This is a genomic window from Rathayibacter sp. AY1B5, from assembly GCF_002932795.1.
Lineage (GTDB): Bacteria > Actinomycetota > Actinomycetes > Actinomycetales > Microbacteriaceae > Rathayibacter.
Map to the genome: position 1 here is coordinate 1 of NZ_PSWM01000017.1, position 12,790 is coordinate 12,790.

Here is a 12,790-nt window from a genome sequence, read left to right on the forward strand (position 1 = left end):
GCATGGATGCCGTGTTCCGCTCCGAGACCCTCACCGGTCTCGACAACTCCCTCCCCGAGGCCGACGTCCTCCTCGTGGGGCCGGGTCTCGCAGGCACCTCGTGCGACCCATTGAGGGTCGCCGTTGCGTCTCAGAGGCTGCCGCGGCTTCCGGCGCCGTGTGCGCCGGGGCTGGCCGCCTTGCGTGACGCGATGCGTCACGGGTGCCGTCACGCTCCAGGGGCTGCCGCGGCTACCGGCGCCGTGTGCGCCGGGGCTCGCCGCCGTTCGTGACGCTACGCGTCACGCATCGTGGTCGGTGGTGAGGAAGGTCGCGAGCTCCTCGAGCACGGCCTGCTCGTTGTCGCCCTCGACGGTGACGGTGAGCTCGTCGCCGTGCTCGATGCCGAGCGAGATGATCCCGAGGATCGACGCGGCGTTGACCGGGGTCGCGTCGCCCTTGGCGACGAGGACCTTCTGACCCGACTTCGCCGCGGCCTGGCTGAACAGCGAGGCGGGGCGGGCGTGGAGGCCCTTCGACGATGCAACCTGCACGGTGCGCTCGACCATGAACGTTTCTCCTTGATCCTGCAGTCGCGACTGCATCAGTGGTGCCCGGAGTCGGGCTCGCCCGGACGGACCGGGCGGGTGGAGGAGTCCCCGTCCGCGCCCGCGACGACCGCGCGAGCGGCGAAGAGGACGGGAAGGGTCTCGAGCACGGCATCGGCACCGTGCGCTCCGAAGACATCGGGCGGGAGGAGGGCGGCCGCGGCACCCACGAGCTCCGCACGGTGGCGGAGTCCGTCGAACTGCGACTCGAGGTGCGGCCCCACGAGGAGGACGTCGGCCTCGGGGAGGGAGTTGTCGAGACCGGTGAGGGTCTCGGAGCGGAACACGGCATCCATGCCGCGCTCCTTCGCGCCCGCTCGCAGCCGGTGGGCCAGGAACGTGCTCGACGCGCCTGCACCGCAGACGATCAGGATCTTCCGCACCTCGTTCGCCTCCTCGCGTCCGGGTCGTGATTCATCCAAGCATCCCCTCGGAGGGGCGGCACCCTCCAGCAGACAATCTTCCGCGGGGGCGGAAGACGGCCCCTTCCGCCCGCGGCGCGGGGACTCCCGGGCGCGTCGCCGGGGTGATTGACTGGCGGGACGTACGACTCGCCGCCCGCGTCCTGCGGGCCCGCGGCACGGTCGTGGCGCTCCCGGCGCCCGCCCCGACCGCACGCCTGGAGCCTGATGCCTGACAACCGCGAACGACTGCTGGAGTACCTCTCCCGCGCCGACGGCTGGGTGACGGCGCACGAGCTCGCCGACAGGCTCGGGGTCACCACCCGCAGCGTCCGGAGCTACGTCACCGCGGTGAAGGCGCAGGCGGCCCCGCTGGAGCCGGTCGAGTCCTCCGCGAACGGCTACCGGCTCGCGCGCGAGGCGTACGCGGCGTACCTGGAGGCGCAGCGCAGCCGCGACGTCGAGCCCGACACCCCGCGCGACCGGCTGTACAGCATCGTCCGCCGTCTGGTCGACTCCGACGAGGGCCTGGACGTCTTCGCCCTCGCCGAGGCGCTGTCGGTGAGTGAGTCGACGGTCGACGCCGACCTGCGCCGGGTGAAGTCCCTCGCCGACGAGGCCGGCCTCGGACTGGTCCGCCGCGGCCCGTCGGTGCGCCTCGAGGGCAGCGAGGAGGCCCGCCGCCGCCTGATCTCCCGCATGTTCCGCGACGAGAGCGCGCAGGGGGTCTTCACCCTCGACGACGTCCAGCGCGAGTTCGCCTCCCCCGGGCTCGGCGCGTTCAAGACCGAGCTGCTGGCCGAGCTCGAGACCCGCGGCTACTACATCAACGACTACGGCGTGAACAGCGTCCTCCTCCACATCGCGATCGCCGTCGACCGGGTCGCCCGCGGCATCGGGGACTCCTCCGGCTCCCGCCCCTCCCCCGCGATCCACGGCGAGCTCGCCGCCCTGCTGGCGGAGCTGGTCGAGCGGCACTTCGCGACGCGCCTGACCGACGCCGAGCTCGCCCAGCTCGCGATCCTGATGACGACGCGGGTGGCGACGCCCGGGCAGAACGAGCCGGTCGCCACCGTGGTCGAGAACTACCTCGACCCGGAGGACCTCACCGTCGTCCGCGATCTCGTCGCCGATGTGAACCGCGAGTACCTGGTCGACCTCGACGACGAGGGCTTCATCGTCCGCCTCGCCCTGCACGTGCGGAACCTGATCGCCCGGGCCTCCGAGGGCGGCTACTCCCGCAATCCGCTGACGCGCTCGATCAAGACCAGCTACCCGATGACGTACGAGATCGCGGTGTTCCTGGCGAGCGGGCTGCAGCGCCGGAGGGGCATCGTGGTCAACGAGGACGAGATCGCCTACATCGCCCTCCACGTCGGCTCGTTCCTCGAGCGGGTGTCGCGGCGGGAGGAGCGGCTGTCCTGCGTGATCGTCTGCCCCAACTACTACGACCTCGCGCACATGCTGCGTCTGCGCGTCGAGCGCTCGCTCGGAACCGAGGTGGAGGTGCGCTCGCTGATCACGCGGAGCGACGTCGACTGGGGCCGGCTCACCGCCGACCTCGTGATCACCACGATCGACGAGCGTCCCGCGTCCGACGACGTCGTGGTCGTGCAGCCGTTCCTCACCGACCACGACGTCGAGACGGTGCGCCGGGCGATCGCCCGCGTCCGCCGGCACCGCCGCCGCGCGCAGATCAAGGACGAGCTGCTCCAGTTCTTCGACGAGGAGCTGTTCTTCCGCAACGTGCACGCGCGCGACGAGGCGGCGATGATCCGGATGCTGGGCGAGCGGATGATCGCCGGCGGCATCATCGACGAGGACTACGTCGACGGCGCCATCGAGCGCGAGCGGATGAGCTCCACGGCCTTCACCGACAACCTCGCGGTCCCGCACGCGATGGCGATGAGCGCCCGCCGCACCTCCATAGCGATCGTCGTGAACGACACGGCGATGGAGTGGGGCGAGCAGCGGGTGAACGTGATCGCGATGATCGCGTTCGCCTCGGCCGGCCGCAGCACCTTCCAGTCGGTGTTCGACCAGTTCGTCGAGGTGTTCGCCGACCGGGCGGAGGTGCAGCGCCTCATCCGGCGCTCGACGGACTTCGGCGGCTTCATCGAGGAGCTGGTGCGAGTGATCGACAGCTGACTGTCGATCACCCGCACCGGCTCCTCCGAGGCGGCAGCCGGGCGGTCCGGTGGACCGCCCTCGCCGCGGAAGACCGTGTCACGCGCCGGCGACCCTCACTGGGTCGCATCATCACCGCCGGACGCGCGTCGGCTCCGATCCGGTGGGCACGAGACCGCGCGGAGGCCGCGCACCCGGCAGAAGCAGGCGCCGCACGCCTCAGGCGAAGGGCGTCGGCACGATCCCGTAGGGGGCGAGGCCGGCCGCGCCGCCGTCGGCGAGCGTGGTGACCCAGATGCCGTCGTGGTGCACGGCGACGGAGTGCTCCCAGTGGGCGGCCATGCTGCTGTCCTCGGTCGCGACCGTCCACTCGTCCTCGCGGACGAACGTCTCGGCACTGCCCGCGGTGACCATCGGCTCGATCGCGACGACGAGCCCCGGCTTCACCTCGGGGCCGCGCTGGCGCACCCGGTAGTTGAAGACCGGCGGAGCCTCGTGCATGGTGCGCCCGATGCCGTGGCCGATGTAGTCGGTCAGGATGCCGTAGACGCGGCCCGAGCGCTCGGCCTCGTCCTCGATGTACTCCTCGATCGCCGCGCCGACCTCGTTGAGGTGGCGGGCGGAGGCGAGGGCGGCGATCCCCCGCCAGAGGGATCCCTCGGTCACCCGCGAGAGCTCGGCGCGCGCCGCGACCTCCTCGGGGCGGGAGGGATCGGGCAGGACGACCGTCATCGCGGAGTCGCCGTTCCAGCCGTCGATCTCGGCGCCGCTGTCGATGGAGACCAGGTCGCCCGGCTCGAGCACGCGCCCGCCGGGGATTCCGTGGACGACCTCGTCGTTGACCGAGGAGCAGATCGTGTGCCGGTAGCCCGGGACGAGCTGGAAGTTCGAGTGGCCGCCGAGCTCGACGATCGCCGCCTCGGCGATCGCGTCGAGCTCGAGCGTGGTGACCCCCGGTCGGATCGCCGCGCGGACCGCGTCGAGCGACGCGGCCGTCGCGAGGCCCGGAGCGAGCATCGACCGCAGCTGCGCGGGCGTCTTGTACAGCGAGGAGCGGAACGCCACGGCTCAGGCGGCCGGGGTGTCGAGGCGGCCCACCCGGTGGCCCTCGAGGGCGACGACGATCCGCTCGGTCACCTCGTCGACCGGCCCGAGTCCGTCGACCACGACCACGAGCCCGCGGGCCGCGTACACGTCGATGAGCGGCGCGGTCTGCTCCTCGTAGAGCGCGAGTCGGCGCCGGATGACGTCCTCGGTGTCGTCGCTGCGCCCCTGCTCGAGCGAGCGCTTGAGCAGGCGGCCGACGACCTCGTCGGGATCGGCCGTCAGCTGGACGACCGCGTCGAGCCGGTTGTCGTCGGCGGCGAGGATGCGGTCGAGCTCGTCGACCTGCTCCGTGGTGCGCGGGTAGCCGTCCAGCAGGAACCCGGTCGACGCGTCCGCCTCCTGGAGGCGGTCGTGCACGATCGCGTTGGTCAGCTCGTCCGGCACGTAGCGGCCGGCGTCGAGGTAGGCCTTCGCCTGGAGGCCGAGCTCGGTCTCGTTGGCGACGTTCGCGCGGAAGATGTCCCCGGTCGAGATGGCGGGCACCCGGAGGATGTCGCTCAGTCGAGCGGCCTGGGTCCCCTTGCCTGCGCCGGGAGGGCCGATCAGCAGGAGACGGAAGCCGATCGGGTGCGACGTCATCGGAGGAGTCCTTCGTAGTGGCGCTGCTGCAGCTGGGAGTCGATCTGCTTCACCGTCTCCAGGCCGACTCCGACGATGATCAGGATGGACGTGCCGCCGAAGGGGAAGTTCTGGTTCGCCCCGACCAGCGCGAGGGCCACGAGGGGCACGAGCGCGATGAGGCCGAGGTAGACCGATCCGGGGAGCGTCACGCGGGTGAGCACGTAGTTGAGGTACTCGGCGGTCGGGCGGCCGGCGCGGATGCCGGGGATGAAGCCGCCGTAGCGCTTCATGTTGTCGGCGACCTCGTCCGGGTTGAAGGTGATCGCGACGTAGAAGTAGGTGAAGCCCACGATCAGGAGGAAGTACAGCGCCATGTAGAGCGGGTGATCGCCCTTGGTGAGGTAGTTCGTGATCCAGGTGACCCAGACCGGTGCCTCCTGGCCCGCGGCGGGCTGATTGAACTGCGCGATGAGCGCGGGCAGGTACAGGAGCGACGAGGCGAAGATGACGGGCACGACGCCGGCCATGTTGACCTTGATCGGGATGTAGGTGTTGTTGCCGCCGTAGGTGCGGCGGCCGACCATCCGCTTGGCGTACTGCACGGGGATCCGCCGCTGGGACTGCTCCACGAAAACCACGGCGACCACGAGCACGAGGCCCACGCCGAGGACGAGGAGGAAGGTCTCGAAGCCGCGCGACTGCGCGATCGACCAGAGCGAGGTGGGGAACTGGGCGGCGATCGAGGTGAAGATCAGCAGCGACATGCCGTTGCCGATGCCGCGCTCGGTGATGAGCTCGCCCATCCACATGATGATTCCGGTGCCCGCGGTCATGGTGACGACCATGAGCAGGATGGAGTACCACTCGTCGGTGATGATGAGCGCCGAGCACTCCGGCACGCCGGAGTTGCCGAAGAGGGCTCCCGAGCGGGCGACGGTGATCAGCGTCGTCGACTGGAGGACGCCGAGCGCGATGGTGAGGTACCGCGTGTACTGGGTGAGCTTGCCCTGACCGGACTGCCCCTCCTTGTACAGCGTCTCGAAGTGAGGGATGACCACGCGCAGCAGCTGCACGATGATCGACGCCGTGATGTACGGCATGATCCCGAGCGCGAAGATCGACAGCTGGAGCAGTGCTCCACCGCTGAAGAGGTTCACGAGCTCGTAGAGACCCGAGGTGCCCTGGTTGCCGGCGAGACAGGCCTGCACGGCGCTGAAGTCGACGAATGGAGCAGGGATGAAGGATCCCAGCCGGAAGATCGCCACGATCGCGAGAGTGAAGCCGATCTTGCGGCGGAGGTCGGGGGTGCGGAAGATCCGCGCAACGGCGCCAAACACTACCTAAGGTCTCCTGCTCAATTCTGTGGTGCGGGATACAGGTCGAGCTTGCCACGCGCTCCCGGAGGGAGTCGGCGTGGCAAGCTCGACCGACAAGCTGCTGGTGCTACTTGATGGATCCGCCCGCAGCGACGATCTTCTGCTCGGCAGAGCTGGAGACCTTGTCGACCGCGACGTTCAGCTTAACCGCAATGTCGCCGTCCCCGAGGACTTTGACCTTCTCGTTCTTGCGGACAGCACCCTTGGCGACCAGGTCGCCGATGGTGACGTCGCCGCCCTGGGGGTAGAGCTCCGCGAGAGCGGACAGGTTCACGACCTGGTACTCGACCCGGAACGGGTTCTTGAAGCCGCGGAGCTTCGGGGTGCGCATGTGCAGCGGCATCTGCCCACCCTCGAAGCCGACGCGCACCTGGTAGCGGGCCTTGGTGCCCTTGGTGCCGCGACCGGCGGTCTTTCCCTTGGAGCCCTCACCGCGACCCACGCGGGTCTTGGCCTTCTTGGCTCCGGCAGCGGGGCGGAGGTGGTGGACCTTGAGCACGTGCTCCTTGGTCGCCGGCGCCGCCGCGCCCTTCGTGGTGGTCGCCTGCGCGGGAGTCGTGGACTCCGCGGCGGCGGCCTTCTTCGTCTCAGCCATTAGTCAATCTCCTCGACCTTCACCAGGTGGGCGACGGTCTTCACGTATCCGCGGTTCTGGGCGTTGTCCTCGCGGACGACGCTCTGACCGATCTTCCTGAGGCCGAGCGAGCGCAGCGTGTCGCGCTGGTACTGCTTCTCGCTGACCTTCGACTTGATCTGGGTCACCTTGAGCTGGGCCATCAGGCACCTGCCTTCGCGTTGGACGCGGCGGCGAGGGCGTCGGCCTCGGCACGGACGAGACGTGCCGGCGCGACCTGGTCGAAGTCGAGACCACGACGGGCGGCGACGGCGCGCGGCTCCTCGAGCTGCTTCAGAGCCTCGACGGTCGCGTGGACGATGTTGATGGTGTTCGACGAGCCGAGCGACTTGCTCAGGACGTCGTGGATGCCGGCGCACTCGAGGACGGCGCGGACGGGACCGCCGGCGATGACACCGGTACCCGCGGCGGCGGGGCGCAGGAGCACCACACCGGCGGCGGCCTCACCCTGGACGGGGTGCGGGATGGTCGAGGCGACGCGGGGGACGCGGAAGAAGTTCTTCTTCGCCTCTTCGACGCCCTTGGAGATGGCGGTCGGGACCTCGCGGGCCTTGCCGTAGCCGACGCCCACCAGTCCGTTGCCGTCTCCGACGACCACAAGCGCGGTGAAGCTGAAGCGACGACCGCCCTTGACGACCTTCGACACGCGGTTGATGGTCACGACGCGCTCGAGGAACTGGCTCTTCTCGGCGTCACGGCCACCGCGGTCGCGGCCACCCTGGTTGCGGTCGCGGCCGCCGCGGCGGGGCTCACGAGCCTCCTGCTGCGGCTGCGTGGACGCAGCGGTCTCGACGGGGGCCTCCGACACAGCGGCGACCTCGGGTTCCTTGTTCTCTGCGGCGCTCACAGGTTGAGCCCTGCCTCTCGTGCTCCATCGGCGATCGCGGCGACGCGACCGGCGTACTTGTTGCCTCCGCGGTCGAAGACGACCGCCTCGACACCGGCGTTCTTGGCGCGCTCGGCGACGAGCTCGCCGACCTTGCGCGCCTTGGCGGTCTTGTCGCCGTCGAACACGCGCAGGTCGGCCTCGAGGGTCGACGCCGACGCGAGGGTGCGGCCCTGAGCGTCGTCGACGACCTGCACGAAGACGTGGCGGGCCGAGCGGTTGACGACGAGGCGGGGGCGCTCGGCGGATCCGACGACCTTCTTGCGCAGACGGTCGTGACGACGACCGCGCGCAGCGGACTTGCTCTTTCCTCTGGTTCCGAGTCCCATGATCACTTACCGCTCTTTCCGGCCTTGCGGCGAACGACCTCGCCGGCGTAGCGCACGCCCTTGCCCTTGTAGGGCTCGGGCTTGCGGATCTTACGAATGTTGGCGGCCACCTCACCGACGGCCTGCTTCGAGATGCCGTGCACGGTGAGCTTGTTGTTGCCCTCGACCGTGAACGAGATGCCCGCGGGCGGAGTGACGACGACCGGGTGCGAGAAGCCGAGCGCGAACTCGATGTCCGAGCCCTTCGCCAGCACGCGGTAACCGGTTCCGACGACCTCGAGGCCCTTGGAGTAGCCCTGCGTGACACCGATGATGTCGTTCGCGATGAGCGTGCGGGTGAGGCCGTGGAGCGAGCGCGACTCGCGCTCGTCATCGGGACGCGAGACCAGCACCTGGCCGTTCTCGACGGACACCTGGATGGGGCTGGCGACCGAGACGGTCAGCTCGCCCTTGGGGCCCTTGACGGTCACAGCGGATCCGGCGACGGAGACGTCGACGCCCGCCGGGATCTCGATGGGGAGTCTTCCAATACGCGACATGAGGGGTTACCACACGTAGGCGAGGACTTCCCCACCCACGCCCTTCTTCTCGGCCTGGCGGTCGGTCAGCAGACCGCTCGAGGTGGACAGGATGGCGACGCCGAGGCCGCCGAGCACGGTGGGGATCTCGGCCGACTTCGCGTACACGCGGAGTCCGGGCTTCGAGACCCGCTTGATGCCGGCGATCGAGCGCTCGCGGTTCGGGCCGTACTTGAGGGAGATGGAGAGCGTCGTGCCGACGCGCGCCTCCTCGACCTTCCAGTCGGCGATGTAGCCCTCGGTCTTGAGGATCTCGGCGATGTTCGCCTTGAGCTTCGAGCCCGGGAGGGTGATGGAGTCGTGGTGCGCGGAGTTCGCGTTACGGATTCTGGTCAGCAGATCTGCGACCGGATCAGTCATGGTCATGGCTGATGGTGCCTTTCTCGCCTGGTTTCGGCACCCTTTACAAGAGTGACGACCTGTGGTGTGGGACGGCGCCGACGACGTCGACGCCCATGCGGCCGCGCGAACGCAGGCCAACGAGCCATGCTACATGGCCGAGGTCCTGCGGTCGAGGGCCGATCGTGCACGGGATCCGGAGATCCCGCATGGCTCCCGCCGCCGGCTCCGGGCGGACCGGTCCGGCGGCGGACGCACGACGAGGCCGGAGGGCGGTTCTCACCGTCCCCCGGCCTCGAGGCTTGCTGCTTACGCGTTGTCCGCCGACTTGAACGGGAAGCCGAGCTGCTTGAGCAGCGCGCGGCCCTCGTCGTCGGTCTTGGCGGTGGTCACGACGGTCACGTCGAAGCCGCGGACGCGGTCGATGCGGTCCTGGTCGATCTCGTGGAAGATCGACTGCTCCGTGATGCCGAAGGTGTAGTTGCCGTTGCCGTCGAACTGGCGGTCCGACAGTCCGCGGAAGTCGCGGATGCGGGGCAGCGCCACCGAGAGCAGGCGGTCCAGGAACTCCCAGGCGCGGTCGCCACGGAGGGTGACGTGAGCGCCGATGGCCTGGCCCTCGCGCAGCTTGAACTGCGCGATGGACTTGCGGGCCTTGGTGACCTGAGGCTTCTGACCGGTGATGGCGGTGAGGTCCTTGACCGCGCCGTCGATGATCTTGCCGTCGCGGGCAGCCTCACCGACACCGGTGTTGACGACGACCTTGACCAGGCCGGGGACCTGGTGGACGTTGCCGAAGCCGAACTGCTCCTTGAGAGCGGGGATGATGTCGGCCTGGTACTTGGCCTTGAGCCGCGGCTGAACCTTCGCAGCCACTGCGGTGGTGTCAGTCATTACAGTTCCTCACCCGACGCCTTCGCGTAGCGCACGCGAACGGTCTTGGTCACGCCGTCCTTGGTGACGGCCACGTTGCGGTGGCCGACCCGGGTCGGCTTCTTGGTCTTCGGGTCGACGAGCGCGACGTTGGAGATGTGGATCGAGGCCTCGACGGTCTCGATGCCCCCCTCCTTCGAGCCGCGCTGCGTCTGGCCGACGCGGACGTGCTTCTTGACGAAGTTCACGCCCTCGACGACGACGCGGTTGCGCTCGACCAGCACCTCGAGGACCTTGCCCTGCTTGCCGCGGTCTCCACCGCGGGCCTGGGTAGCTCCCGAGATGACCTGGACGAGGTCACCCTTCTTGATCTTGGCCATGACTAGATAACCTCCGGTGCCAGCGAGACGATCTTCATGAACTTCTTGTCGCGGAGCTCGCGACCGACCGGTCCGAAGATGCGGGTGCCACGGGGGTCCCCGTCGTTCTTGAGGATGACGGCGGCGTTCTCGTCGAACTTGATGTACGAGCCGTCGGCTCGACGGGTCTGCTTGATGGTGCGGACGATGACGGCCTTGACCACGTCGCCCTTCTTCACGTTGCCACCGGGGATCGCGTCCTTGACGGTGGCGACGATGATGTCACCGAGGCCCGCGTAGCGGCGGCCGGAGCCTCCGAGGACGCGGATGGTGAGGAGCATCTTGGCGCCGGTGTTGTCGGCGACCTTGACTCGGGATTCTTGCTGAAGCATGTGTCTCTCCTGCTAACTCAAGTAGGCCGCGGCCTACTTGGCCTTCTCGAGGATCTCGACCAGGCGCCAGCGCTTGGTGGCGCTGAGGGGACGGGTCTCGCTGATGACGACGGAGTCGCCGATGCCGGCGGAGTTCAGCTCGTCGTGGACCTTGACCTTGGACGTACGGCGGATGACCTTGCCGTACAGCGGGTGCTTCACCCGGTCCTCGACCTCGACGACGATGGTCTTGTCCATCTTGTCGCTGGTGACGTAGCCGCGACGGGTCTTGCGGTATCCGCGAGCGCCCGCCTCCTTCACGTCGTGGGCGGCCGACTCGTGGCCGGCGCTGTCATTGACGGTTGCCATTACTTGGCCTCCTCGTTCGACTCGGTCGCCTCGACCTCGGCCTTGGCGGCCTTCTTGGTCTTCGGCTTCTTCTCCGCCTTGGCCGGAGCCTCGACGGGTGCGGGGGTGGCGCGGATGCCCAGCTCGCGCTCACGGATGACCGTGTAGATGCGGGCGATGTCGCGCTTGACGGCACGCAGGCGGCCGTTGGTGTCCAGCTGACCGGTGGCCGACTGGAAGCGGAGGTTGAACAGCTCCTCCTTGGCCTTCTTCAGCTCGGTGACGAGACGCTCGTCCTCGTAGGTGTCGAGCTCGGCGGGGGCGAGCTCCTTGGATCCGATCGCCATTACGCGTCTCCCTCCTCGCGCTTGATGATGCGTGCCTTGAGGGGCAGCTTGTGGATGGCACGGGTCATGGCCTCGCGAGCGAGCTGCTCGTCGACGCCGGCGACCTCGAAGAGGACGCGACCCGGCTTGACGTTCGCGACCCACCACTCCGGCGAGCCCTTACCGGAACCCATGCGGGTCTCGGCGGGCTTCTTGGTGAGCGGACGGTCGGGGTAGATGTTGATCCACACCTTTCCGCCGCGCTTGATGTGACGCGTCATCGCGATACGAGCGGACTCGATCTGACGGTTGGTCACGTAGGCGGGGGTGAGGGCCTGGATGCCGAACTCACCGAACGACACCTTGGTGCCACCGGTGGCCTGGCCGGACCGGCCCGGGTGGTGCTGCTTGCGGTGCTTGACTCGACGCGGAATCAACATGGTTATGCCTCAACTCCTGCTGCGACGGGCGCCTCGCTCTGCTGGCGGGGTGCACGGCGCGGACGGTCGCTGCGCTCGGGGCGCGACGACTTGCTGTTCGCCTGCTCGCGGGCGAGCTCCTTGTTGGTGATGTCGCCCTTGTAGATCCAGACCTTCACGCCGATGCGGCCGAAGGTGGTCTTCGCCTCGTAGAAGCCGTAGTCGATGTTCGCGCGGAGGGTGTGCAGCGGCACGCGTCCCTCGCGGTAGAACTCCGAGCGGCTCATCTCGGCGCCGCCGAGGCGGCCGGAGACCTGGATGCGGACGCCCTTGGCGCCGGCGCGCTGAGCACCCTGCAGGCCCTTGCGCATCGCGCGGCGGAAGGCCACGCGGGCGGAGAGCTGCTCGGCGATGCCCTGGGCGACCAGCTGAGCCTCGGCCTCGGGGTTCTTGACCTCGAGGATGTTCAGCTGGATCTGCTTGCCCGTGAGCTTCTCGAGGTCGGCGCGGATGCGCTCGGCCTCGGCGCCGCGGCGACCGATCACGATGCCCGGGCGGGCGGTGTGGATGTCGACGCGGACGCGGTCACGGGTGCGCTCGATCTCGATGCGGGCGACGCCCGCACGGTCGAGCTGCGTGGCGAGGAGTCGGCGGATCTTGACGTCCTCGGCGAGGTAGTCGCTGTACCGCTGGCCCTTCTTGGTGCTGTCGGAGAACCAGCGCGACACGTGGTCGGTGGTGATTCCCAGACGGAAACCGTAGGGGTTTACTTTCTGACCCATTACTTGGTCCCCTCCTCAGGAGTGGCCAGCACGACGGTGATGTGGCTGGTGCGCTTGTTGATGCGGAAGGCACGACCCTGAGCACGGGGCTGGAATCGCTTGAGGGTGGTTCCCTCATCGACGAAGGCGCGGGACACGATCAGGTCCTGGTCGTCGAGGTACTCGTTCGAGGCATCGGCCTTGACGCGAGCGTTGGCCATCGCCGAGGCGACGAGCTTGTAGACGGGCTCGGACGCACCCTGCGGCGCGAACTTCAGGATGGCCAGTGCCTCCTGAGCCTGCTTCCCGCGGATCAGGTTCACGACACGGCGAGCCTTCTGGGGGGTGACGCGGATGTGTCGCACGCGTGCGATCGACTCCACCATTTCTCTCCTCCTTCTCGTCGCC

General features: G+C 68.8%; 20 protein-coding genes. 1 reads left to right on the forward strand and 19 read right to left on the reverse strand.

The window, feature by feature from the left end:
* Positions 1 to 281: 281 nt before the first annotated feature.
* Together C5D44_RS11295 and C5D44_RS11300 are read right to left on the reverse strand one after the other, a co-directional pair.
* Entirely contained in the window at positions 282 to 548 is a 267-nt protein-coding gene (locus tag C5D44_RS11295) for an HPr family phosphocarrier protein (RefSeq protein ID WP_104277022.1), read from the reverse strand.
* A 35-nt stretch (positions 549 to 583) separates the two neighbouring features.
* The gene (locus tag C5D44_RS11300; RefSeq protein ID WP_146088037.1) at positions 584 to 1,009 is read right to left on the reverse strand and encodes a PTS sugar transporter subunit IIB; all 426 of its coding nucleotides are present in this window, start codon (positions 1,007 to 1,009) and stop codon (positions 584 to 586) included.
* Positions 1,010 to 1,216: 207 nt separating this feature from the next.
* On the opposite strand from C5D44_RS11300, the gene C5D44_RS11305 reads away from it, so the two are divergent.
* The gene (locus tag C5D44_RS11305) at positions 1,217 to 3,136 is read left to right on the forward strand and encodes a transcription antiterminator (RefSeq protein WP_104281703.1); all 1,920 of its coding nucleotides are present in this window, start codon (positions 1,217 to 1,219) and stop codon (positions 3,134 to 3,136) included.
* 198 nt (positions 3,137 to 3,334) lie between these two features.
* Here the strand turns inward: C5D44_RS11305 and map are convergent, their stop codons facing one another.
* From map to rplV, 17 genes are all read right to left on the reverse strand, one after another.
* Positions 3,335 to 4,180 (reverse strand): type I methionyl aminopeptidase, encoded by an 846-nt coding sequence (gene map, locus C5D44_RS11310; RefSeq protein WP_104277020.1) that lies wholly within the window; start codon positions 4,178 to 4,180, stop codon positions 3,335 to 3,337.
* Between the two features lie 3 nt (positions 4,181 to 4,183).
* Positions 4,184 to 4,801, reverse strand: a complete 618-nt coding sequence (locus C5D44_RS11315; RefSeq protein ID WP_181110094.1) for an adenylate kinase — start codon at positions 4,799 to 4,801, stop codon at positions 4,184 to 4,186.
* Positions 4,798 to 6,120, reverse strand: coding sequence for a preprotein translocase subunit SecY (gene secY / locus C5D44_RS11320; protein WP_104277019.1), 1,323 nt, complete (start codon positions 6,118 to 6,120; stop codon positions 4,798 to 4,800). Before secY ends, C5D44_RS11315 begins: the two co-directional genes overlap by 4 nt.
* A gap of 106 nt (positions 6,121 to 6,226) precedes the next feature.
* The gene (gene rplO, locus C5D44_RS11325) at positions 6,227 to 6,754 is read right to left on the reverse strand and encodes a 50S ribosomal protein L15 (RefSeq protein ID WP_104226755.1); all 528 of its coding nucleotides are present in this window, start codon (positions 6,752 to 6,754) and stop codon (positions 6,227 to 6,229) included.
* Complete coding sequence (gene rpmD / locus C5D44_RS11330; protein WP_181024623.1) at positions 6,754 to 6,936, reverse strand: 50S ribosomal protein L30; 183 nt, start codon at positions 6,934 to 6,936, stop codon at positions 6,754 to 6,756. Before rpmD ends, rplO begins: the two co-directional genes overlap by 1 nt.
* Complete coding sequence (rpsE, locus tag C5D44_RS11335) at positions 6,936 to 7,640, reverse strand: 30S ribosomal protein S5 (RefSeq protein WP_104224559.1); 705 nt, start codon at positions 7,638 to 7,640, stop codon at positions 6,936 to 6,938. Before rpsE ends, rpmD begins: the two co-directional genes overlap by 1 nt.
* Positions 7,637 to 8,008 (reverse strand): 50S ribosomal protein L18, encoded by a 372-nt coding sequence (gene rplR / locus C5D44_RS11340; protein WP_056037296.1) that lies wholly within the window; start codon positions 8,006 to 8,008, stop codon positions 7,637 to 7,639. Before rplR ends, rpsE begins: the two co-directional genes overlap by 4 nt.
* A 2-nt stretch (positions 8,009 to 8,010) precedes the next feature.
* Positions 8,011 to 8,547, reverse strand: a complete 537-nt coding sequence (rplF, locus tag C5D44_RS11345) for a 50S ribosomal protein L6 (RefSeq protein WP_104224560.1) — start codon at positions 8,545 to 8,547, stop codon at positions 8,011 to 8,013.
* A 6-nt stretch (positions 8,548 to 8,553) separates the two neighbouring features.
* Positions 8,554 to 8,952 carry a 30S ribosomal protein S8 gene (gene rpsH / locus C5D44_RS11350; protein ID WP_068209423.1) on the reverse strand — a complete coding sequence of 133 codons (399 nt, stop codon included), beginning with the start codon at positions 8,950 to 8,952 and terminating at the stop codon, positions 8,554 to 8,556.
* A gap of 282 nt (positions 8,953 to 9,234) precedes the next feature.
* Complete coding sequence (rplE, locus tag C5D44_RS11355) at positions 9,235 to 9,819, reverse strand: 50S ribosomal protein L5 (RefSeq protein WP_104281704.1); 585 nt, start codon at positions 9,817 to 9,819, stop codon at positions 9,235 to 9,237.
* Entirely contained in the window at positions 9,819 to 10,178 is a 360-nt protein-coding gene (gene rplX, locus C5D44_RS11360) for a 50S ribosomal protein L24 (protein WP_104224561.1), read from the reverse strand. Before rplX ends, rplE begins: the two co-directional genes overlap by 1 nt.
* A 2-nt stretch (positions 10,179 to 10,180) precedes the next feature.
* Positions 10,181 to 10,549 (reverse strand): 50S ribosomal protein L14, encoded by a 369-nt coding sequence (rplN, locus tag C5D44_RS11365; protein WP_104224562.1) that lies wholly within the window; start codon positions 10,547 to 10,549, stop codon positions 10,181 to 10,183.
* Positions 10,550 to 10,582: 33 nt separating this feature from the next.
* Positions 10,583 to 10,897 carry a 30S ribosomal protein S17 gene (gene rpsQ, locus C5D44_RS11370; protein ID WP_104224563.1) on the reverse strand — a complete coding sequence of 105 codons (315 nt, stop codon included), beginning with the start codon at positions 10,895 to 10,897 and terminating at the stop codon, positions 10,583 to 10,585.
* Positions 10,897 to 11,223 carry a 50S ribosomal protein L29 gene (gene rpmC, locus C5D44_RS11375; protein ID WP_104224564.1) on the reverse strand — a complete coding sequence of 109 codons (327 nt, stop codon included), beginning with the start codon at positions 11,221 to 11,223 and terminating at the stop codon, positions 10,897 to 10,899. Before rpmC ends, rpsQ begins: the two co-directional genes overlap by 1 nt.
* Complete coding sequence (rplP, locus tag C5D44_RS11380) at positions 11,223 to 11,642, reverse strand: 50S ribosomal protein L16 (protein WP_068209436.1); 420 nt, start codon at positions 11,640 to 11,642, stop codon at positions 11,223 to 11,225. The genes rpmC and rplP overlap by 1 nt, the downstream gene beginning before the upstream one ends.
* 2 nt (positions 11,643 to 11,644) lie before the next feature.
* Complete coding sequence (rpsC, locus tag C5D44_RS11385; RefSeq protein WP_068209439.1) at positions 11,645 to 12,403, reverse strand: 30S ribosomal protein S3; 759 nt, start codon at positions 12,401 to 12,403, stop codon at positions 11,645 to 11,647.
* The gene (gene rplV / locus C5D44_RS11390) at positions 12,403 to 12,768 is read right to left on the reverse strand and encodes a 50S ribosomal protein L22 (protein ID WP_077221988.1); all 366 of its coding nucleotides are present in this window, start codon (positions 12,766 to 12,768) and stop codon (positions 12,403 to 12,405) included. The genes rpsC and rplV overlap by 1 nt, the downstream gene beginning before the upstream one ends.
* Positions 12,769 to 12,790 lie beyond the last annotated feature (22 nt).